We start from the raw sequence: 21,074 nt of genomic DNA, 5'->3' as shown, positions 1-21,074 counted from the left end.
CGGGCCGCGTTCACATCAGGGAGGATATGCTGTGGATTTCGCATTGACCGAGGAACAGACCGCCATTTTCGATATGGCTTTCGCCTTTGGACAGGAGCATATCGCCCCCTTCGCCCGCCAGTGGGAGGCCGAAGGCACCATTCCGAAATCGCTCTGGCCGCAGATCGGCGAGCTGGGGTTCGGCGCGCTTTATGTCTCCGAGGAAACCGGCGGCGCGGGGCTGTCCCGGCTGGATGCCACATTGGTCTTTGAGGCGCTGTCGATGGCCTGCCCGTCTGTTGCCGCCTTCCTGTCGATCCACAATATGTGCGCCAAGATGCTCGACAGCTTTGCCAGCGACGAGATGAAGGCCCGGATCATGCCCGACATCCTGTCGATGCAGACCGTGCTCAGCTACTGTCTGACCGAGCCCGGCTCCGGCTCCGATGCCGCCGCCCTCAAAACCCGCGCCACCAAGACCAACGAGGGCTACACCCTCAACGGCACCAAGGCGTTCATCTCCGGTGGCGGCTACTCTGACGCCTATGTCTGCATGGTGCGCACCGGCGAAGACGGCCCCAAGGGGATCTCCACCGTCTATGTCGAAGATGGCACGGCGGGCCTCAGCTTTGGCGGGCTTGAGGAAAAAATGGGCTGGAAGAGCCAGCCCACCGCGCAGGTCCAGTTCGACGACTGCACGATCCCGGCCAATAACCTGGTCGGCGAAGAAGGCAGCGGCTTCAAATACGCGATGAAGGGTCTCGACGGCGGGCGCCTGAATATCGCCTCCTGCTCGCTCGGGGCTGCGCAGCAGGCGCTGACCATGACCCTGAAATACATGTCCGAACGCAAGGCCTTTGGCAAATCTATCGACCAGTTTCAGGGGCTGCAATTCCGCCTCGCCGATATGGAAATCGAATTGCAGGCGGCCCGTGTATTCCTGCGTCAGGCGGCCTGGAAGCTGGATCAGGGCGCGCCGGATGCCTCCAAACACTGCGCGATGGCAAAGAAATTTGTCACCGAAGCAGGCTCCAAAGTGGTGGATCAGTGTTTGCAGCTGCATGGCGGCTATGGCTATCTTGCCGATTACGGCATCGAAAAACTGGTGCGTGATCTGCGCGTCCACCAGATCCTGGAAGGCACCAATGAAATCATGCGGGTGATTACCGCGCGCCATATGCTGGCGGAAAACCACTGAGGCCGACATGAGCGATATTGATATCCGCATCACCGGCCGCGCCGGGCGGATCACCCTGACCCGTGGCAAGGCGCTGAATGCGCTGAGTTATGACATGTGTCTGGCGGTCGATGCCGCCCTCAGGGCCTGGGCAACGGATGACGCTGTCGATCTGGTGGTCATGGACGCCGAGGGCGAAAAAGCCTTCTGCGCCGGCGGTGACATTGCCGAACTCTACCAGACCGGCACCAGTGGCGATTACGACTATGGTCGCCGGTTCTGGCGCGATGAATACCGTATGAACGCCCGGATCTTCGAATATCCCAAACCGGTGGTCAGCTTCCTTCAGGGGTTTGTCATGGGTGGCGGCGTCGGTCTTGGCTGCCACGGCACCCATCGCATCGTCGGCGACAGCACACGTATTGCCATGCCCGAGGTCGGCATCGGCCTCATCCCCGATGTGGGCGGCAGCCTGATGCTGGCTCTGGCGCCCGGTCGGCTTGGTGAATATCTGGGCCTCACCGGTGCGCGCATGACGGCGGCGGACGCGATCTACGCAGGCTTTGCCGACCATTACATTCCCGAGGCCAGCTGGCCTGCGCTGATTTCGGAGCTTGAGCAGACCGGCCGTGCCGAGAGTCTGGAAAGCAGCGCAGAGACCGCCCCCGAAGGGCAGCTGGCCGCGCTGCGTGCCGACATTGACCGCAGCTTTGGCGGCGAGGCGCTTGGCGATATCCTGACGGCGCTCAATCATGACGCCAGCAGCTTTGCCGAGGACACGCTGAAAACCCTCCGCCGCAATTCGCCGCTATCAATGGCCTGCACCGTCGAGCTCCTGCACCGGCTGCGCCTTGGCAGCATGAGTATTCGCAAAGCGCTGGAACTGGAGTATCGCTTTACTCACCGCGCAATGGAAAAGGGCGATTTTCTGGAGGGCATCCGCGCCCAGATCATTGACAAGGACCGCCAGCCCAAATGGCAATATGCAGATCGTGAAGTGCCTGCTACCGCTGTCAGCCAGATGCTGATGCCGCTGGCCCGCGACACGCTGCAGTTCGAGGAGGAGTAAGACATGAACATCGGATTTATCGGTCTCGGCAATATGGGAGGCCCAATGGCCGCCAATCTGGCCAAGGCAGGCCACACCGTCACCGGCTTTGACATGGCGGATGTCTCGATCGTGGGCGTCACCATGGCGGCCTCCGCCGCTGAGGCCGCGACCGGCGCAGAGGTGGTGATCACGATGCTGCCCAACGGCGAGATCCTGCGCTCGGTTGCCGATGACGTGATCCCCGCAATGGCGACCGGTGCTACATTGGTTGACTGCTCTACCGTCGACGTCGACAGCGCCCGCGCGGTCGCCGATCGTGCCGGGTCGGCCAATCTGATGTTTGTCGACGCCCCGGTTTCCGGCGGTATTGGTGGCGCATCGGCCGGCACGCTGACCTTCATGGCCGGTGGCAGCCAGGCCGCCTTCGACGCCGCCAAGCCGCTGTTTGACGTGATGGGACAAAAGGCTGTGCACTGCGGCGATGCCGGCGCCGGTCAGGCCGCCAAGATCTGTAACAACATGATCCTCGGCATCACCATGATCGGCACCTGCGAGGCCTTTGCCCTTGCCGACAAACTGGGTCTCGACCGTCAGAAGATGTTCGATGTGGTCTCCACCTCCTCTGGCTACAGCTGGTCGATGAACGCCTATTGCCCGGCGCCGGGGGTTGGCCCGCAGTCGCCTGCCGATAATGACTACAAACCCGGGTTTGCCGCCGAGCTGATGCTGAAAGACCTGCGTCTGGCCCAGCAGGCCGCCCATAGCGCCGATGCCGACACGCCGATGGGGGCGCTGGCGCAGGCGCTTTATTCCATGTTTGTTGAGGAAGAAGGCGGCGCAGGCAAGGATTTCAGCGCCATGCTGCCGCGCTTCGCGGCCCGCAGCCGCCACGATTGAACCGACAGCTGAGCCTTTTGTCTCCGCCAGATCCGGCCCCCCGTGACCTGACGCCTGCCTCAGGGTTCGTAAAAAACATCCAGACGCCGCACCCATTCCGGGCTGCGGCGTTTTTCTCTGATTTGGCGTTATTCGCGCATTTTGATGCTGCCGCCCTCAGGCGCTTCACAAGCGGGGGAATTAAATAAAATGATCAACAGTTTTTCGGGAAAACTTCGTTAACAGACAATTAATTAACAGATCTTCACATTAGGAAATGTAAAATTATTATTTTTACGCAAGCCGACGCGTTAACTTTTTCCTAGACGCATGAATATTCATATGTCAACCTACGAATAGATCAGCCAAATATCTGATCCCCCCTGACGATGCGGCTAAAAACGGCCACTCTCTCTGGAAGCAATCCGGGCCCTATTTCGTTAATTGGCAGTAGGCCGATGGCGTATAGACATTAATACGGCAATTATCAGGAAAGGACCGACCTATATATAAGCGACACTTTGCGAATACGTAAGAAACGACACTGAACCCCCACCGGTATCGTCTATTTCGTCGCATTTACACAGGTTCGCTTGGCTTCTGAGAAGAAGACTTCCACGCCAATTGGATTAAACGATTTTGGTTTGCGGCATCTGCTGCCTGCGCCCCTCGTCCGCAGGCTCTCCCCCACCCCCCCGAAGGGTGCCGCGCCGTCCCAATCCAGCTCTGTGGAAAGCGCCGCTGACAGAATGTCGGCGGCGCTTCGTCTTTTTAGGCTTCGTCGTTTCAGGATACCGTTTCGCAGGACACTGGCAGGATCGGCTCAGCGCGACAGGGACTATGTCCCGCCACAGACTGACGGCCGCGCCTGGCGGATCACTCCGCCGCCAGGCTGCGCGCCTTCAGGATATCCTTCAGGTAGTGGCCGGTATGGCTGCCTTCGGTGGCGGCAACCTCCTCGGGTGTGCCTGCGGCCACGATCTGACCGCCGCCGTCACCACCTTCAGGACCAATATCAATGATCCAGTCGGCGGTTTTGATCACATCGAGGTTATGCTCGATCACCACGACGGAATTGCCCTGATCGACCAGCTCATGCAGCACTTCCAGCAGCTTGCGCACATCCTCGAAATGCAGACCGGTGGTCGGCTCGTCCAGAATATAGAGCGTCCGCCCGGTTGAGCGTTTGGCCAGTTCCTTTGACAGCTTGACCCGCTGCGCCTCGCCGCCGGACAGGGTGGTCGCCTGCTGGCCCACCTTGATGTAGCCAAGGCCCACCCGCATCAGCGCATCCATCTTGTCACGGATGGACGGCACCGCCTGGAAGAACTGCTGCGCATCCTCCACCGTCATATCCAGCACATCGGCAATCGACTTGCCCTTGAACTGGATCTCCAGCGTCTCACGGTTATAGCGTGCGCCCTTGCAGGTTTCGCATTCGACATAGACATCCGGCAGGAAGTGCATCTCGATCTTGATCACCCCGTCACCCTGACAGGCCTCGCAGCGACCGCCCTTCACGTTGAAGGAAAACCGACCCGGTTTGTAGCCGCGCGTCTTTGACTCCGGCAGCCCTGCAAACCATTCGCGGATCGGGGTAAAAGCACCGGTGTAGGTCGCCGGATTTGACCGTGGCGTCCGGCCAATCGGGCGCTGGTCGATGTCGATCACCTTGTCCAGATGCTCCAGCCCCTTGATCGTCTCGCAGGGCGCCGGTGTCTGACGCGCGCCGTTCAATCGCATGGAGGCGGTCTTGAACAGCGTCTCAATCGTCAGCGTGGATTTGCCGCCGCCAGAGACGCCGGACACACAGAGGAATTTGCCCAGCGGAAACTCCGCCGTCACCTCTTTCAGGTTGTTGCCGGTGGCCTTCACCACTTTCACCGATTTGCCATTACCCTTGCGCCGCTCGGCGGGGACCGCGATCTCACGCTTGCCGGACAGATATTGCCCGGTGATCGAGGCTTCATCGGCCGCGATCATCTCCGGCGTGCCATGGCTGACCACCTGGCCGCCATGCACCCCGGCACCCGGACCGATGTCAAAAACATAATCCGCCTCGCGGATCGCATCCTCGTCATGTTCGACAACAATCACCGTATTGCCCTGATCGCGCAGGTTTTTCAGCGTCTCCAGCAGCCGGTCATTGTCGCGCTGATGCAGCCCGATAGAAGGTTCATCCAGCACATAGAGAACGCCCGTCAGACCAGAGCCGATCTGCGACGCCAGACGGATCCGCTGGCTTTCGCCACCGGAGAGCGTGCCGGCATTGCGGCTGAGCGTCAGATATTCCAGACCAACATTGTTGAGGAACCCCAGACGTTCGCGGATCTCCTTCACGATGGCGCGGGCGATTTCCTGTTTCTGCGTCGACAGGTGGTTGGGCACATCCTCGATCCAGGCCAGCGCCTCGCGGATCGACATCTGCACCACCTGCCCCACATGCAGCCCGGCGATCTTGACCGCCAGCGCCTCTTCGCGCAGTCGGTAGCCTTCGCAGGTGCCACAGGGGCGGTTGTTCTGATAGCGTTCGAACTCCTCGCGGATCCAGCTGGAGTCGGTCTCGCGGTAGCGACGTTCCATATTGGGGATCACCCCCTCAAAAACCCGCGTCACCTCATAGACACGACCGCCCTCATCGTAGCGGAACTTGATTTCCTCATCGCCAGAACCGTGCAGAAACACCTGCTGCACCTTATTGGGCAGGTCCTTCCACTTGGTGTTCTTGTCGAACTGATAGTGCTTGGCGATGGCTTCGATGGTCTGTAGAAAATAGGGCGATTTGCCCTTGCGCCAGGGCGCCAGCGCGCCGTCATAGATCTTCAGGTTCTGATCCGGCACCACCAGCCGCTCGTCAAAGAACAGCTCAACCCCCAGACCGTCACATTCCGGGCAGGCCCCAAACGGCGCGTTAAAGGAAAACAGCCGTGGTTCGATCTCGGGAATGGTAAAACCGCTGACCGGGCAGGCAAAATTCTCGGAAAAAGTAATCCGCTCCGGCGTCGGCGCTTCTTCGCCCTCGGCCGCACGCGGGGCAGTTTCCAGAATGGCGATGCCATCAGCCAGATCCAGCGCTGTGCGCAGGCTGTCGGCCAGCCGGGTTTCCAACCCCTCACGAACCACCAGACGATCAACCACCACATCAATGTCATGGCGGAACTTCTTGTCCAATGTCGGCGGTTCATCCAGCTCGTAGAATTCGCCATCCACCTTCACGCGCTGGAAGCCCTGTTTGCGCAGCTCAAGGAACTCCTTGCGGTACTCCCCCTTGCGGTCCCGCACGATGGGCGCCAGCAGGAAACCACGGGTGCCCTCCTCCAGCGTCATGATGCGATCGACCATATCCTGCACCTGCTGCGCCTCGATCGGCATTCCGGTGGCGGGCGAATAGGGCGTGCCCGCGCGGGCAAACAGCAGACGCAGATAATCGTAGATCTCGGTCACGGTCCCCACAGTCGAACGCGGGTTCTTCGAGGTGGTCTTCTGCTCAATGGAGATCGCAGGCGACAGGCCGCTGATGTGATCCACATCCGGCTTTTCCATCATGTCGAGGAACTGGCGTGCATAGGCCGACAGGCTCTCGACATAGCGGCGCTGGCCTTCGGCATAGATGGTATCAAACGCGAGGCTGGACTTGCCCGAGCCGGACAGGCCGGTGATCACCACCAGCTGATCGCGCGGGATATCCACGTCGATGTTTTTCAGGTTGTGCTCGCGCGCGCCGCGCACTTCGATCGATTTCAACTCAGCCATACTGCCCCCAGATTCAACGCCAGCCGCCCTTGCGACCGGTGTCCGACCCTACAGATAGGGACTGCGCGCCGAGTCTCCAATAGAAAAAAGAGAACAGAGGGCGAACGCCTTCAGATAGCTGCCCTTTGCGCCCGCCGTCGGGCCAGCATCACATGCACGGCCAAGCCGCCAAGGAACAGCAGCAGCGCCATCCCCATCATCCCGTGGTATCCGCCAAGCGCAACAGCCGCCACCATCAGCGGCGTGCCAATGGCATTGCCCATATTGCCGGCCTGGCTCATCGCGCCATTGGACTGCGCCTGCTCTGCCGCCTCAGCATTCAGCTGCGGCACGGAGGCAAAGCTGGCCCCCTGCACCAGACCAAAGGCCACCGCCAGCGCCATGCAGGCCAGCGGCAGCCCCGGCATCAGCAGCAGCCAGACCGCGCCACCAGCGGCCAGCAGGAACCCCGCCTGCACCACCCGCACCGCCGCCACCCGGCGCAGCAACCAGACCCCGAGTGTCATCGAGGTGGCAATGCTGACCAGCGGCATGGCGCTGACCACGCCGACCCGTACGTCCGCATCCAGATGCGGCGGCAGGACCGTCAGCAGCGCCACGAAACAGGTGGTATAGAACAGCCAGCCCGCCGCCGGGGCCACTTTGGCCGGAGAGCGGTAGATCTCAAGATGCAGGCCCGGCAGCTCCGCCAGCTTGGGCAGCGGCAGACGCGGCGGCACCTGCACCGATTTGAGCACCCGCCCCAGCACCAGCGCCAGCACCGCCATCACCAGCGCATGGGCGCCAAACAGCGACAACAGGCCGAACCCGGCAACCAGCGGCAGGCCGAACCAGACCAGCAGTGCAAAGGACACGCCAAAGAAGGTACTCCAGATCGACAGCGCCGTGCCACGGTGGCGCGGGCTACAGATCTGCGGGATCAGTGTTGGGGCTGCCACCACGATCCCCAGATGCGACAGACCTTCGATCAGCCGTGTTGCCAGAAACAGACCATAAGGCAGATGCAGCGCCTGAAGCGCCGACATCGCCGCCCCGATCCACAGCGCCCAGACAAGGCTGCGGCGATAGCCGAAGGAGGCGACAAACCCGCCCGCAACCACGCCCAGCAGAATGCCCAGCACCCCGACCATGGTCACCGTCAGGCTCAGCGATGACCCCGCCCCCGGATACAGCAGCCCCAGCTGATCAAAAATGATCGCGATCTTGCCGTATTGCGCCGCTGCCCCCAGACCGGCGACCCAGATGATCATCACCACGCCCCAGCGGGTCTGCGGTTCCTGGAGGTGGGGGGTGTTCATGGGGCTGCCCTCATTGCAATTGCGCCTGGCGCTTGGAATCCGCCAAAACCGGTCGAAGCGCATGGCATAGCGCGCCCCACTGCAAAGTACCAGCCGAGCGATACATCAAACACGACCCCCCGGACGCAGAAACGCCCGAAGCATGGCCTCGGGCGTTTCTGTCATCTCAATCAATCAGGCCCAAAGACCAGATTACATATGGATCACCCGATCAAAGGCATCGAGCACGCTCTCATGCATCATCTCGCTCAGCGTCGGATGCGGGAAGACGGTGTTCATCAGGTCTTCTTCGGTGGTCTCCAGCTGGCGACCCACCACATAGCCCTGGATCATCTCGGTCACCTCGGCGCCAACCATATGGGCCCCCAGCAACTCGCCAGTCTTGGCGTCAAAGATGGTCTTCACCATGCCCTCGGCCTCACCCAGCGCAATCGCCTTGCCATTGCCGATGAAGGGGAAGCGGCCGACCTTGATGTCATAGCCCAACTCCTTGGCTTTCGCTTCGGTATAGCCAACTGAGGCGACCTGCGGCTGGCAATAGGTGCAGCCCGCAATGCTTTCCGGCTTCACCGGATGCGCGTGCTTGCCCGCGATCAGCTCGGCCACCATGACGCCCTCATGCGACGCCTTATGCGCCAGCCAGGGCGCCCCTGCGATATCGCCGATGGCATAAAGCCCGTCGACACCGGTGCGGCAGTATTCATCGGTCACGACATGGGTCCGGTCGACCTTGACGCCCAGACCTTCCAGCCCCAGCCCCTCGACATTGCCAACGATGCCCACGGCGGAAATCACGGTGTCAAACTCCTGCTTCTCCACCTTGCCGCCGACCTCAATATGGGCGGTGACTTTGCCCTTGCCGCGGTCAAGCTGCTTGACCATGGCTTTCTCCATGATCTTCATGCCCTGTTTGACAAAGGCCTTCTTGGCAAAGGCGGAGATTTCCGCGTCCTCGACCGGCAGCACCCGGTCCATCACCTCAACAACCGTGGTGTCAGCGCCCAGCGTGTTGTAGAAGCTGGCAAATTCAATGCCGATGGCGCCGGAGCCGATGACCAGCAGCTTCTTCGGCATCCGCACCGGTTGCAGCGCGTGTTTGTAGGTCCAGACCAGATCGCCGTCCGCTTCCAGCCCCGGCAGCTCGCGCGCACGGGCGCCAGTCGCCAGCACGATATTCTTCGCCGCCAGTTCCTGCGTGCCCTTTTCGGTTTTCACCGACACTTTGCCCTTGGCCGGGATCGTCGCCTCGCCCATGACCACGGCAATCTTGTTCTTCTTCATCAGATGGCCAATGCCGCTGGACAGCTGCTTGGCCACCCCGCGCGAACGTTTCACCACGGCATCGAGGTCATAGCCGATGTTGTCTGCCTTCAGGCCGAAATCCTTGGCCCGCTCCATCAGGTGGAACACTTCCGACGAGCGCAGCAGCGCCTTGGTCGGGATGCAGCCCCAGTTCAGGCAGATGCCACCCATATGTTCACGTTCGACAATGCAGGTCTTCAACCCCAGCTGGGCGGCACGGATGGCGGCAACATAGCCCCCCGGCCCTGCGCCGATTACGATCACGTCATAGGTTTCTGCGGCCATGGTGGTTCCTCGCCATACTGGATCAAAAACTAGTTCACCGTTAAACTATTTCTCGCGACACTGCAATCACACTATGCAACCGCATAGGAGCCATGCAAGAAACAGCAACGCCGCACCCCGTTCCTTGGGGCGCGGCGCAAAAACAGTGTCAGGGCAGGATGCGTTTCAGGCAAGCCCGAAAGGCAGCCGCCTCAGCCTGCGGCCTGAAGACTGCGCATGGTGCTGCCATAGCCACCGGCCATGACGTAATCCATTTCCGGCGCGGTGCTGCTGCGCGCCAGCGCCTCGTTGCGATAGGGGAAACGGCCGAACTGGCGGATCACCTCGCGGTGGGCGCGCGCATGCAGCAGATTGGACGCGCCATTCTTGGGCATCCGCTCCAGCATCAGCCGCACGCAGCGTTCCTGATCGCACAGGTTCTCCGAATGCATCAGCGGCAGGTAGAAAAACTGCCGCTGCGGTTCGTCGATCTTCATGTCCCAGGACTTGCTGATCGCACATTTCGCCGCCGCCAGTGCCAATGTATCCGACGAGAAGGCCTGCGCCTGCCCCCGGAACATGTTGCGCGGAAACTGATCGGTCAGGATGATATAGGCCAGAACCCCCTGCGGGCTGCTGCGCCAATGGTCGCATTTGCCGGCACAGGCCGCCTCCCATGTTGGCTGAAACCGGCGCCGGATCTCCTCATCCAGCGCGTCATCCTGCATGTACCACCCCTTCTCTCCCGTGCTTACAAGCCAGAAGTCCAGGATCTCCTCGGGACCTGTCATAGGTCTGCCTCCACATAGATACCGTTCTGAAATTCAGACTTTTTTGCAGAGATTTTACAAGGGCAAGCCCGTCACGATTTGCGTCATACACGACAGTTTCGTGAAAAACTTGCCACAGTTCCCGTGAGTTAGCGCAATCAGCTCGCTTCGGCGGCGGCTTCTTGCTCCTCGATGTCCGCCTCGATGGCATATTCCTGGGCGAACTCAACCGCAACAGGAGAGGCCGTCGGCGACATCGCAGACATGATCCCGGTCTCTTCGGTGGGAATCGCCGGGCGCTGGGTTGTGCGATAGGCAGCATAGACCGCCAGCATAAGCAGCAGCAGCGCGGTAAACAGGAAGAACCCCGGCGCACCAAAGACCTCATCCCCCATCAGCCAGCCGGTGATCAGCGGCCCGGCGACAGCGCCCAGCCCGTTGATGAACACCAGCCCGCCCGAGGCCGCCGCCATGTCGTCATAGTCGAGATAATCGTTGGTATGGGCAATCAGCAGCGAATAAAGCGGGTTGGTCATGCCCCCGATCAGGAAGGCCGCAATCAGCAGGAAACGGAAATCAGCCCCCAGTATCATCGCCCCGATCGCAGCACCGCCGGCAACCGCCGCGCCAAACAGGATCAGGATCCGCCGGTCCATCCGGTCCGACATCCACCCCAGCGGGTATTGCATTAGCACAGCCCCCACATAGAAGGTCGCAACGAAGATCGAAATCTGCGTCAGACTCAGCCCGGCCGCAGCGCCATAGACCGCGCTCATGCCAAATTGCGCCGAGAACACGCCCCCCAGCAGGAACATGCCCACACAGCCCAGCGGCGAGGCATCCATCAGCTGGCGCAGGGTCATCGGCTTGGTCCGGTCAAAGGCCGGGGTTGGCGAGATCGACAGCAGAATGGGGGCAAAGGAGACCGAAACCACCACCGAGGCGATGACAAAGGTCTCATATCCCGAGGGATCGCCGACCAGCAACAGCGCCTGCGCGCTGACGATGCCGATCATCTGCACGATCATATAGAGCGACAGCGCCTTGCCCCGGTTGGCATTGTCAGAGGCATTGTTGAGCCAGCTTTCGGCGGTGACATACACGCCGGAGAAACAGAAACCGATCAGCACCCGGCCCAGCATCCAGGCCACCGGGTTGGTGATTGCCGGATAAAGGATCATCACCGCCGAGATGAACGAGGCCAGCGCCGCAAAGACCCGCACATGGCCGACCCGCCGGATCATCTCCGGCGCCAGACGCGATCCGCCCAGAAAGCCGACAAAATAAGCCGACATGACAAAGGACATCTCGAGGGTAGAAAACCCCTCGATCTCACCCCGAACGCCCAGCAGGGTCCCCTGAAGACCGTTGCCGACCATCAGCATACCCATACCCAAAAGCAGCGCCCATGCGCTCGACAGCACCTGCCACATTGCCCGTCTCTCCTACTTCGCTTGTCCGTACCAGAGCGCGCCGAACGGGCTCTGGGCCCGCTCCGGGGTCCTGGTGAATTGGTCACGGGCATCGCAATCGCCCGGCGCCGTTATGAACAGGGTCTTATGGCAGCTTCATGACCAAGAGACCCCAAAAACCGGGTGTGCCCATCGCAAACCCGGTGACAATTGGATCCGGCAGGACCATAGCCCAGACCAGTTAAAAATGCTTCTCGCTGAAATTATCCCTCAGGTCTGCGACATCTCCGCCACCGGCGGTATCAAAAGCGACGCATCGCCATAGGAAAAGAAGCGGTAGTTTTCTGCCAGCGCATGGTCATAAATCGCCCGGATCCGGTCCTGCCCCATCAGCGCCGAGACCAGCATCAACAGCGTCGATTTCGGCAGGTGGAAATTGGTCATCAGCGCATCCGCCACATGGAAGGTGAAACCGGGATAGATGAAGATGTCGGTATCGCCTTCCCAGGGCTCGATTGCACCGCTCTGCCCGGCGCTTTCGATCAGCCGCAGCGCCGTGGTGCCAACCGGGATCACCCGGCCACCTGCGGCCTTGGTTGCGGCAATCTCGGCGGCGGCCTCGGCGCTGACGCGGCCCCATTCGGCGTGCATCCGGTGGGTGGTCACATCCTCGACCTTGACCGGCAGGAAGGTGCCTGCCCCCACATGCAGGGTCACATAGCTGATCTCGACCCCCATGGCCTTCAGCTCTGCCAGCAGCGCCTCGTCGAAATGCAACGAGGCTGTCGGCGCCGCCACCGCGCCGGAATTGCGCGCCCAGACGGTCTGGTAATCGGTCTTGTCCTGCTCATCCGCTGGCCGCTTGGCCGCGATATAAGGCGGCAGCGGCATCGCCCCCGCCTCGGCCAGAGCCGCATCGAAATCGGTGCCACTCAGATTGAACGTCAGGTAGCCCTGCCCGTCCTCGACCCGCTCCAATGTCGCGCTCAGCGCCTCGGAGAACACGATCTCCTCGCCCGGTTTGACCTTTTTCAACGGCTTCAGCAGCGCCGCCCAGCTGCCATCGGCGCCGGGATCCAGCAGCGTGACCTCCACCTTGGCGGCCATCGGCCCCTGTGCGGTGTCGCGGTGGCGCAGCCCGCTCAGCCGCGCGGGAATCACCTTGGTGTCATTCAGCACCAGCCGGTCACCGGGGCGCAGCCACTGGCCCAGATTGGCAACACGCGCGTCGCTGATGCTATCGCCCTCGGCCACCAGCAGCCGCGCGGAACTGCGCGGCACTGCCGGACGGGTGGCAATGCGGTCATCGGGGAGATCGAAGTCAAAATCACTGAGTTTCATAGGCTGCGATATAGGCTGTTGCGCGGCCCTTGGCCAATAGGTTTTGCACCTTTGTCCTCGATCGGCACACCGCCCATGGATCGCCTTAGAATGGCCCATGGATGGCCCGATGGCAGCGGGTCGCCCTAGCGGTCTTCGCCCGGCGAAACCGAATAGCTCGGCCTGTCGCGTTCGGCGCGTGGCACGGCGGGGGCTGGCGGCTCCTCCCCCGGCAGCCGCGGCGCCGGTCCGCGAAACAGCTCGCGGAACATCCCCGGCGCCAGCCCCGACAGCGGGTTCACCTGCACCTGAGGATCATCCGCCGTGCCCTTCAGCGTAAAGGCAAAGCCGATCAGCCCCTCACCCTTGCGGGTAAAGACGCGGCCGATGGCGTTGAGCAGATAAATCGGCGAGACCACCCCGCGCATGTTCAGCACGCTGCGCTCCAGATCGTAATTGCCGTCCATCGACAGGCCGATCGACGGCCCCACCGCGCTGCTTTCATGGACAATCAGATGGGTCGCCCCCAGCCTGAACCTCGCCTCCACCGTGGTGAACAGAATGCCCTGCCCGGCCAGCGCGTCGATCAGCCCGACAACGCTGACCGCATTCAGCAGCGCCGCCATTGCGGGGGCGTCCTTGATCCGGGTGTTCTTGACCTCGATCTGGCCGTCATATTCGCCGGGGGCGCCGGGGGCCGGCACCAGCGACATGTCGAATGTCCCGCCAGAGCCATGGCGCAGCACCCCCGCCGCGCGGAACACCCCACCGGCATCCTGAGACTGGATCCGGGTGGCAAAGCCACCATCTTTGGGCACCACCACGCCGCTGACCCCGGTCTGCCCGTTCAGCGCCGCGGTGAAGTTGCCGTTGAGACCCCCAGTGGTGGAAAACCGCCCGGCAAAACCGGTGAGCGCGATACTGTCGGTGACCTGCATCCGGTCCAGTTGCAGGCTGATCGGCCCGGTGCCGCCAGAGGCACCACCGCTGCTGCCACTGCCGCCGGAACCATCGGGCATCTGCCGCAGATCCAGCACCCCGTTCAGCACATTAATGGCCGGCGACCGCGCGCCGCGCCCCACCAGATCGACAGCGCCCCGGAACCAGCCCTGCAAGTCGACGCGGTCAAACCGCGCCCGGCGCAGACCACCGCCCGGCTCCAGCGTGATGGCACCGGCCGCCCGCAGCCCCGCCGCCTCCAGCGACAGCGCCTGCACATCCGGCGTCTCCCCAAGGGTCGCGCTGAGTTTCAGCTGGCCGGTGCCTGCCTCGCTCAGCCGCCAACTCAGCGCCGGAATGCGCAGCCCCAGCCCCGCAAGATCGCTTTCCAGGGTCAGCCGCGGCGCCTGCCCCTTGTCGATCACCACCTCATAACGGCCTTCGCCGCGTCCGAATACCGATCCCGCAGGCAGGCCGATATCAAACGTATCAATCGTGTTCTGCGACAGTTCGATGGTGCCGCTGACCCGCACCGGCGCGGCCCCGCCCGCAGCCGCAACCGCCCGCTCCGCCGCCGGTCCCACCGCCTGCCGCCAGATCAGGCTGCCCGGCACCCCGGAAAGCGCGCCGCCGCCCTCGATCTGCACATGGTCCTGATTGCCGCTCAGGCTCAGGGCCTTCGCCGCCACGCGCTGACCCGGCACCAGCACATCGCTGCTGACATCACGCAGGCGCCCCCGGTAGTGATAGGTGATCTCCTCGGGCGTGACGCCCTTGCGCAGGGGCACCGCCAGCGTGCCGCTGATCGCAACCTGCCCCGTCGCCAGATCCACCGGCAACCCGGCCTTGTCCATCACCGAAAGCGGCGGACGGTTGAGCAGCGACAGCGCCGCCGTCACCGGGCCTGTGGCCTCGATCCGGGCAATCCCCGGCGCGCCGTCCTTCACCGAAGTGTCAGGAATGATGAACGACGTACCCGCCGCATCCACGCGCCCGCCCTGATCCGCTGTCACCCAGCCCTTTGTCGCCATCACCACCAGACGGTTGCCATAAAGGCTGAACTGCCCGGCCGCATCGCGCAGCGGCGGCAGCGTTTTCTGAAACCGGACCGCCGCCTCCTCGAATGCCAGATCCAGATAGACAAACGGCTTTGCCGTGCCCTGGCCACGCAGCGCGAAATTCACATCGCGCGCATAGCCTGCCAGCAGGTTCTCGCGCACCCATTCGCGCGGCTTTGGCGGGGCTGCGGCAGGCCAGACCTCTTTCAGCCGCTCGGCGGTCATCCGGTTGGCGCGTCCGTTCAGCGCGTAATCCCAGCCGGTCTGCCCCGCCGAAATCTCGCCATCCAGCAGGATCCGCGTCTCACCGTCACGCACCAGCATCTCGCCCAGACGCAGCCGAAACGGCGCCATCTCAAGCTTGAAATCCGCCGTCACCCCGGCCAGATCCAGCGGCGCCTCATAGAGTTTCGCCGGATTGAGGCTCAGGTCCTGAAACCGCAGCTGCCCCACCAGATCGGTGAGCTGGCCGTTCTCCACCCCGATCAGCCGCGCCCGCCCCTCCATCGAGCCGGAGCCCCAGCCGCTGTTCACCGACAGCTCGTTGAACTGCAGCTCCTGCCGCGCGGGCAGATAGGTGAAATAGCTCTGCGCGCCGGTGATCGGCACCGGGCGGGTGGCGGCGGTGGGCTGGATCACCCCCTCGCCAATCTGCAAGCTGGCAGAGACCGGCAGCAGGGCACCCTCGCTGCTGATCGCGCCGCGCAGGGATCCAGAAATCGGCGCGTCGAGAATATCCAGCCAGCCGAGCGCGGCGCTCTGGGCGGCGATATCCTTGCTCGCCACCGAATTGACCAGGACACCGAAATCCGCCGCCTTGTCGCCAATGGCTGACCTGTAATTCGCCTCGACCGTGCCGACATAATCGCGCCCGCTCAACAGCGAGAACCCGGCGGCCAGCTCAATCTCCTGTCCGCTGCGGCCCATGCGGATGCTGCCGCCATCCAGCGTCCAGACCCGACCCAGCCGCGCGTCCTCATAGCGTAGGGTCAGCGCCTCGGTCTCCACCGCAACCAGCGCCGACAGCACCGGCAGTTCCAGCTGCCGGTCCCATTGTTCGATCAGCGCAGGCAGGGTGGCGGCCTGCCGCAGCGGCGCCTCCCCCTCGGCCAAACTCAGCGCCAGGCCGCCACTGTTGTCGCGCCGCAGCGTGCCGTAAAGACCGCTCAGCATGATCGTCTTGGGTCGGATCTGCCCGCGCAGCAGCGGCCGCATCGCCAGCGAGGCCTGCGCGTCCGCCAGCCGCGCCACCCGCGCGCCGGTCTCATCGCGCAGGGTCACATCGCGCAGGCTGACACGGGGCCGCCAGCCCCGGTTCACCACCAGATGAATAGCACCGAATTCAATGCTCAGACCGCCGAGGTGCTGCTCGATCCGCCGCTCCACCCGGTCGCGCAGCCAGTCCGGCGCATCTATGCGCGTGCCCAGCCCGAGAAAGACAACCCCGCTTGCCAGCAGCGCTAGCAGCACAGCGGTGATGGTCGCACTGCGCAGCATCCGCCGCAGCAGTCGCCGTTCGGGCCGCGCGCGCTCCGTCGCCGCGGGCGGCAGATCAGCCCCTGCCGCCGCAGGAATGCCCAGATCCCCGGCCGAAATCCCGTCCGACGCACGAGGCCCCGGCACCGGCACCGCCTGTTCCACCGGTTCTGCCGGTGGCGCCTCATCGGGGCCCAGATAGACAACCCCCTCCGGCGGCGGCACGGCGCGCGCAACAGCCACATCCTCATCCGCCGCAGCCCCATCGGGTGCAGCCTCCTGCGTGGCCTGCGCCGACACAGAGGAAGATGGCTCCCGCTCGGGATCCACCGCTATGGGTGAGACCGGTTTAATCCTTGCTTTCCCTTTGCCCGTGATGGCCTAACTATGGCACGCAAACCCTGCGAAACCGTTTTGGAGACCTTAACTTATGCTCGCCCCCTCAGACCCAGCGCCCTCCTTTAACCTGCCCCGCGACGGCGGTGGCACCGTGACGTTGGAGGAGCTGCGCGGCAAGGCCGTTGTCCTGTTTTTCTACCCCCGCGATGATACCCCGGGCTGCACCAAGGAATCCATCGGATTTTCCGAGCACCTGCAGGCCTTTGCCGATGCCGGAACCGTGGTCTATGGCATCTCCAAGGATCCGGTTGCCAAACACGACAAATTTGTCGCCAAACACGGGCTGACCACGCCGCTTCTGTCCGACGCCGACGGCACCACCTGCGAGGATTATGGCGTCTGGAAAGAAAAGAACATGTACGGCAAGAAACACTGGGGGATCGAACGCTCGACCTTCCTCATCGATGCCGAGGGCAATATCGCCCGGATCTGGCGCAAGGTGAAGGTTGACGGCCATGTCGCCGAGGTGCTGGAGGCGGCGCAGGCGCTCTGAACGCGGCCCCATCCCGCCAGCCATTCCGCCCACCGTGCCGGCCGCCCCGCTGATCCAGATCGGCCTGACGCGGGGCCGCCTATCGGGTTGCGCGCCACAGCCGCCGGTGGCAGGGAGGGACAAGAGCAGCCCACCGCCAGTAACGGACCCGCCCAGATGACCAGCGACGCCCCGCAGACCGCAGCCGAGACCACCGCCCCGCTCACCCTTGCGCAGATGGCGCAGCAGGTGCTGACCACCGCCGACGGGCGCGAGAAAAGCGCGCTGTCGCGTCGCCACGCCGCGCACTGGTTTGCCTCGCGCGCCGGTGATGCGGATAAGATCGAGATCGGCACCGCCAACCCGCCGCTGCACCCGGCCCGCCCCGAGCGCCCGGAGCTGCTGAACCCCCGCGATGTGCCGCGCCGCCGCCCCGGATCAGAGGCCGGCCGCAAGGCGCTGCTACATGCGGTAGCCCATATCGAACTGAATGCGGTGGATCTGCACTGGGACATCATCGCCCGCTTTTCTCATGTGCCGATGCCGCTTGGCTTCTTTGACGACTGGGTCAAGGCGGCAGATGAAGAATCCAAACATTTCAATCTGATGTGTGATTGCCTTGAGGCACTGGGCAGCCATTACGGAGATCTTCCGGCCCATGCCGGCATGTGGCGCGCCGCCGAGGACACCGCCGAGGATCTGATGGGCCGGCTCGCCGTTGTGCCGATGGTGCTTGAGGCGCGCGGCCTGGATGTGACCCCCGGCATGATCGAGATTTTCCGCAAGGCCAAGCTCACCCAGGCGGTAGACGCACTGGAGGTGATCTACGCCGAAGAGGTCAGCCATGTGGCCTATGGATCGAAATGGTTCCATTTCCTCTGCGGGCGCGACAATCTGGACCCGAAAGAGGTCTTTCACGATCTCGTCGGTCGATATTTCCATGGCCATCTGAAACCGCCCTTCAACGAGGAAAAACGTGCCGAGGCCGGCATTCCGCCCGATTTCTACTGGCCGCTCACCGAAGATATCCCGATGAAGCCCCCGGCCCTGCGCTAGGCCACCCACAGCCGCAACAGGCGCGGGGCGCGGCGCCATCGGCTCCGCGAAGTGGCCAATAGCGCGCGCTCCCAGCGGCCGGCGCAGGACGCCGCAGACGGTCCAGCAACCTGACCTGAACACCCCTCCGATCCGGTAAGCCTGCCCCGTGTCGGCAGACCGACCGCCGCAGCCCCATTACCGGCCTCACACCAAGGATCGGGCGGCTATCGGCGATTTTTCGCTCATTCGCCCGCTGATCTTCGCCCTGCCGCGCGGTTTCCGCGCCCTCCCGCCGAACACCGGGCCAACAGGCTTGCCCAAATTCCTCCGGCTGGCTATTCCCTTTCGCCATGGCGCGTATCTGCGCGTCCAGGCACTGCGACAGGGGCGCTCCGAGGGGGACCGGAACCGACCGTCACACCGGCAGGAGGAGCGCCGGTACAGGCAGTGCGACAACTGGGGCAGGACAAGGACCAAAGCGTGCGAACACGTCTGGCAATCAAAATTCACGCATTTCTTGAACGTCGTTTCCCGGAGCGACGTGTGTTCCTTAAATCCGACACGGATACCCGTTTCATCCGGCTGCGCTCCGAAACCCAGCTCATCGCCTTTGCCGGCATGGCGCTGCTGGTGGCCTGGTCCATCGTCGCCACCGCCATCGTGCTGATGGACAGCATCGGCTCCGGCAATTTCCGCGAACAGGCCAAGCGCGACCAGATGACCTATCGTGCGCGGCTCAATGCGCTGTCGAGCGAGCGCAACGACCGCGCCGCCGAGGCGCTGGCCGCCCAGGAACGGTTCAACGCCGCTCTGACGCAGATTTCCTCCATGCAATCCGAGCTGCTGGCCTCCGAGACCCGCCGCCGTGAGCTGGAAACCGGCATCGAGGTGATCCAGACCACTCTGCGCCAGACCATGAAGGATCGCGAAGCCGCTCGCGACGCCCTCGCCGCGCTGAAACAGGAAACCGCCGCCGACAGCCCGGCCCAGCTGATGGCCGTCAGCGCGCCCGTGCAGATGGAATTCATGGCCGAGGCGCTGGCCGAAACCGCCGCGGAGCGTGACCAGATCGAAGCCAATGCCCAATCCGCGCTTGAACAGCGCGACGCGCTGGAGCTGGAACTGCGGCTGATGGATGAGCGCAACGATCAGATCTTCCGCCAGCTGGAAGAGGCGATGGAAGTCTCCGTCGCCCCCCTCGACAAGATGTTCCGCAGCGCCGGAATGCCCACCGACCGTATCCTTGAACAGGTCCGGCGCGGTTACAGCGGTCAGGGCGGTCCGCTCAGCCCTTTAGCCCTGTCCACGCGCGGTGAGGAACCCACCCGCGAAGAGCGCAGAGCCAACGACCTGCTGCACCAGATGAACCAGCTGAACCTTTATCGGCTGGCCGCGCAGAAAGCGCCTTTCGCCTCGCCGGTGAACCTCAACCTGGTGCGCCGCAGCTCCGGCTTTGGTTATCGTCGCGACCCCAAAACCGGCGGCCGCCGCCTGCACAAAGGCTCCGATTTCGCCGGACAGACCGGCACCGATATCTTTGCCACCGCCGATGGCGTGGTGACTCATGCCGGCTGGCAATCCGGCTACGGAAAACTTGTGACAATTCAACATGCCTTTGGCATTGAGACGAAATATGCCCATAATTCGAAACTCCGCGTGAAGGTCGGTCAAAGGGTCTCGCGCGGGGATCACATTGCTGATATGGGTAACACCGGACGGTCCACCGGGACCCACCTCCACTACGAGGTTCGGGTCAATGGCAACCCCGTAAACCCGATGATCTATATCAAGGCTGCGAGAAATGTTTTCTAAAAGCAAAATCAACGAGCCCGGCCAGAAAGCGGCCGAAGCAACCCCTGCGGCACCTGCGCCGTCTTCCGCTCCGGTTCCGCCCGCCAGCGATTTCAAGGCCACCGCGCCCAAGGCCAAGCCACCGGCCTCCGTGCTCAGCTCGGATCTGCACATCACCGGCAACCTCAAGACCACCGGCGATATCCAGGTCGAAGGCACCGTCGAAGGCGATATTCGCGCCCATCTGCTGACCATTGGCGAAAGCGCCACCATCAAGGGCGAAGTGACCGCCGATGACGTGGTGATCAATGGTCGCATCGTCGGTCGTGTGCGCGGCCTGAAGGTACGCCTGACCTCGACCGCCCGCGTCGAAGGCGACATCATCCACAAGACCATCGCAATCGAAAGCGGCGCCCATTTCGAAGGCTCCGTGCAGCGTCAGGACGACCCGCTGAACCCCGGCAAAGCCGCAGCGCCCCGCGCCGCAGCCCCGGCACCGGCCCCCTCCGCCGCCGTCTCCGCAGCCACCGCCGCGCATAAAGCCGAGGGCTGATCCGAGCCTTCCATTGGCCGTATCGACAAAAAATCAACGCCGCAGGTTCCGCCTGCGGCGTTTTTGCTGCGCCATGGTCATCTGCCCGTCTGACCCGACTATCCCAGCATGCGGACGCGACGTCGCCCGGTGAATGCAGCGCGATT

At 63.1% G+C, this 21,074-nt stretch carries 14 protein-coding genes; 7 read left to right on the top strand and 7 right to left on the bottom strand.

Annotated features, from left to right (window positions below; genetic code table 11):
* Window positions 1-31: 31 nt before the first annotated feature.
* From VWZ81_RS04930 to mmsB, 3 genes are read left to right on the top strand one after another with little or no spacing between them, the layout of a single operon-like run.
* Window positions 32-1,177 carry an acyl-CoA dehydrogenase family protein gene (locus VWZ81_RS04930; protein ID WP_416534846.1) on the top strand — a complete coding sequence of 382 codons (1,146 nt, stop codon included), beginning with the start codon at window positions 32-34 and terminating at the stop codon, window positions 1,175-1,177.
* 7 nt (window positions 1,178-1,184) lie between these two features.
* Window positions 1,185-2,225 (top strand): enoyl-CoA hydratase/isomerase family protein, encoded by a 1,041-nt coding sequence (locus VWZ81_RS04925; protein WP_416542220.1) that lies wholly within the window; start codon window positions 1,185-1,187, stop codon window positions 2,223-2,225.
* Window positions 2,226-2,228: 3 nt separating this feature from the next.
* Window positions 2,229-3,104, top strand: coding sequence for a 3-hydroxyisobutyrate dehydrogenase (gene mmsB / locus VWZ81_RS04920; RefSeq protein WP_416540102.1), 876 nt, complete (start codon window positions 2,229-2,231; stop codon window positions 3,102-3,104).
* 855 nt (window positions 3,105-3,959) lie between these two features.
* Here the strand turns inward: mmsB and uvrA are convergent.
* The 7 genes from uvrA to VWZ81_RS04885 form a co-directional block, all read right to left on the bottom strand.
* Window positions 3,960-6,836: an excinuclease ABC subunit UvrA gene (gene uvrA, locus VWZ81_RS04915; RefSeq protein ID WP_340545735.1), complete on the bottom strand. Its 2,877-nt coding sequence runs from the start codon at window positions 6,834-6,836 to the stop codon at window positions 3,960-3,962.
* Between the two features lie 110 nt (window positions 6,837-6,946).
* Window positions 6,947-8,197 carry an MFS transporter gene (locus VWZ81_RS04910; protein ID WP_416534842.1) on the bottom strand — a complete coding sequence of 417 codons (1,251 nt, stop codon included), beginning with the start codon at window positions 8,195-8,197 and terminating at the stop codon, window positions 6,947-6,949.
* Between the two features lie 129 nt (window positions 8,198-8,326).
* Window positions 8,327-9,721 carry a dihydrolipoyl dehydrogenase gene (gene lpdA, locus VWZ81_RS04905; RefSeq protein WP_340545737.1) on the bottom strand — a complete coding sequence of 465 codons (1,395 nt, stop codon included), beginning with the start codon at window positions 9,719-9,721 and terminating at the stop codon, window positions 8,327-8,329.
* Between the two features lie 191 nt (window positions 9,722-9,912).
* Window positions 9,913-10,491: a DUF924 family protein gene (locus tag VWZ81_RS04900; RefSeq protein WP_340545738.1), complete on the bottom strand. Its 579-nt coding sequence runs from the start codon at window positions 10,489-10,491 to the stop codon at window positions 9,913-9,915.
* Between the two features lie 137 nt (window positions 10,492-10,628).
* The gene (locus VWZ81_RS04895; protein WP_340545739.1) at window positions 10,629-11,903 is read right to left on the bottom strand and encodes an MFS transporter; all 1,275 of its coding nucleotides are present in this window, start codon (window positions 11,901-11,903) and stop codon (window positions 10,629-10,631) included.
* A gap of 249 nt (window positions 11,904-12,152) precedes the next feature.
* Window positions 12,153-13,223 (bottom strand): tRNA preQ1(34) S-adenosylmethionine ribosyltransferase-isomerase QueA, encoded by a 1,071-nt coding sequence (gene queA / locus VWZ81_RS04890; RefSeq protein WP_416542219.1) that lies wholly within the window; start codon window positions 13,221-13,223, stop codon window positions 12,153-12,155.
* A 125-nt stretch (window positions 13,224-13,348) separates the two neighbouring features.
* Entirely contained in the window at window positions 13,349-17,005 is a 3,657-nt protein-coding gene (locus tag VWZ81_RS04885) for a DUF3971 domain-containing protein (protein ID WP_416542218.1), read from the bottom strand.
* Window positions 17,006-17,105: 100 nt separating this feature from the next.
* Here VWZ81_RS04885 and VWZ81_RS04880 point away from each other — a divergent pair, with 100 nt between their 5' ends.
* The 4 genes from VWZ81_RS04880 to VWZ81_RS04865 all read left to right on the top strand — a co-directional run bounded on the left by VWZ81_RS04880 (window position 17,106) and on the right by VWZ81_RS04865 (window position 20,928).
* Entirely contained in the window at window positions 17,106-17,567 is a 462-nt protein-coding gene (locus tag VWZ81_RS04880) for a peroxiredoxin (RefSeq protein ID WP_340545742.1), read from the top strand.
* A gap of 156 nt (window positions 17,568-17,723) precedes the next feature.
* Window positions 17,724-18,602, top strand: coding sequence for a ferritin-like domain-containing protein (locus VWZ81_RS04875; RefSeq protein ID WP_416542217.1), 879 nt, complete (start codon window positions 17,724-17,726; stop codon window positions 18,600-18,602).
* A gap of 462 nt (window positions 18,603-19,064) precedes the next feature.
* Window positions 19,065-20,396, top strand: coding sequence for a DUF5930 domain-containing protein (locus VWZ81_RS04870; RefSeq protein ID WP_340545744.1), 1,332 nt, complete (start codon window positions 19,065-19,067; stop codon window positions 20,394-20,396).
* Entirely contained in the window at window positions 20,386-20,928 is a 543-nt protein-coding gene (locus VWZ81_RS04865; RefSeq protein ID WP_340545745.1) for a bactofilin family protein, read from the top strand. Before VWZ81_RS04870 ends, VWZ81_RS04865 begins: the two co-directional genes overlap by 11 nt.
* Window positions 20,929-21,074 lie beyond the last annotated feature (146 nt).

Source organism: Phaeobacter sp. JH20_34, from assembly GCF_048056095.1.
Taxonomy (GTDB): Bacteria; Pseudomonadota; Alphaproteobacteria; order Rhodobacterales; family Rhodobacteraceae; genus Phaeobacter; species Phaeobacter bryozoorum.
The sequence above is the reverse complement of the archived record's forward strand: the minus strand, read 5'-3'. Positions and strand labels throughout refer to the sequence as shown.

Excerpts from the sequence above, each read along its gene's own strand:
- VWZ81_RS04925 (WP_416542220.1), top strand. The coding sequence starts at position 1,185 with ATGAGCGATATTGATATCCGCATCACCGGCCGCGCCGGGCGGATCACC.
- mmsB (WP_416540102.1), top strand. The coding sequence starts at position 2,229 with ATGAACATCGGATTTATCGGTCTCGGCAATATGGGAGGCCCAATGGCC.
- uvrA (WP_340545735.1), bottom strand. The coding sequence starts at position 6,836 with ATGGCTGAGTTGAAATCGATCGAAGTGCGCGGCGCGCGCGAGCACAAC.
- VWZ81_RS04910 (WP_416534842.1), bottom strand. The coding sequence starts at position 8,197 with ATGCGCTTCGACCGGTTTTGGCGGATTCCAAGCGCCAGGCGCAATTGC.
- lpdA (WP_340545737.1), bottom strand. The coding sequence starts at position 9,721 with ATGGCCGCAGAAACCTATGACGTGATCGTAATCGGCGCAGGGCCGGGG.
- VWZ81_RS04900 (WP_340545738.1), bottom strand. The coding sequence starts at position 10,491 with ATGACAGGTCCCGAGGAGATCCTGGACTTCTGGCTTGTAAGCACGGGA.
- VWZ81_RS04895 (WP_340545739.1), bottom strand. The coding sequence starts at position 11,903 with ATGTGGCAGGTGCTGTCGAGCGCATGGGCGCTGCTTTTGGGTATGGGT.
- queA (WP_416542219.1), bottom strand. The coding sequence starts at position 13,223 with ATGAAACTCAGTGATTTTGACTTCGATCTCCCCGATGACCGCATTGCC.
- VWZ81_RS04880 (WP_340545742.1), top strand. The coding sequence starts at position 17,106 with ATGCTCGCCCCCTCAGACCCAGCGCCCTCCTTTAACCTGCCCCGCGAC.
- VWZ81_RS04875 (WP_416542217.1), top strand. The coding sequence starts at position 17,724 with ATGACCAGCGACGCCCCGCAGACCGCAGCCGAGACCACCGCCCCGCTC.
- VWZ81_RS04865 (WP_340545745.1), top strand. The coding sequence starts at position 20,386 with ATGTTTTCTAAAAGCAAAATCAACGAGCCCGGCCAGAAAGCGGCCGAA.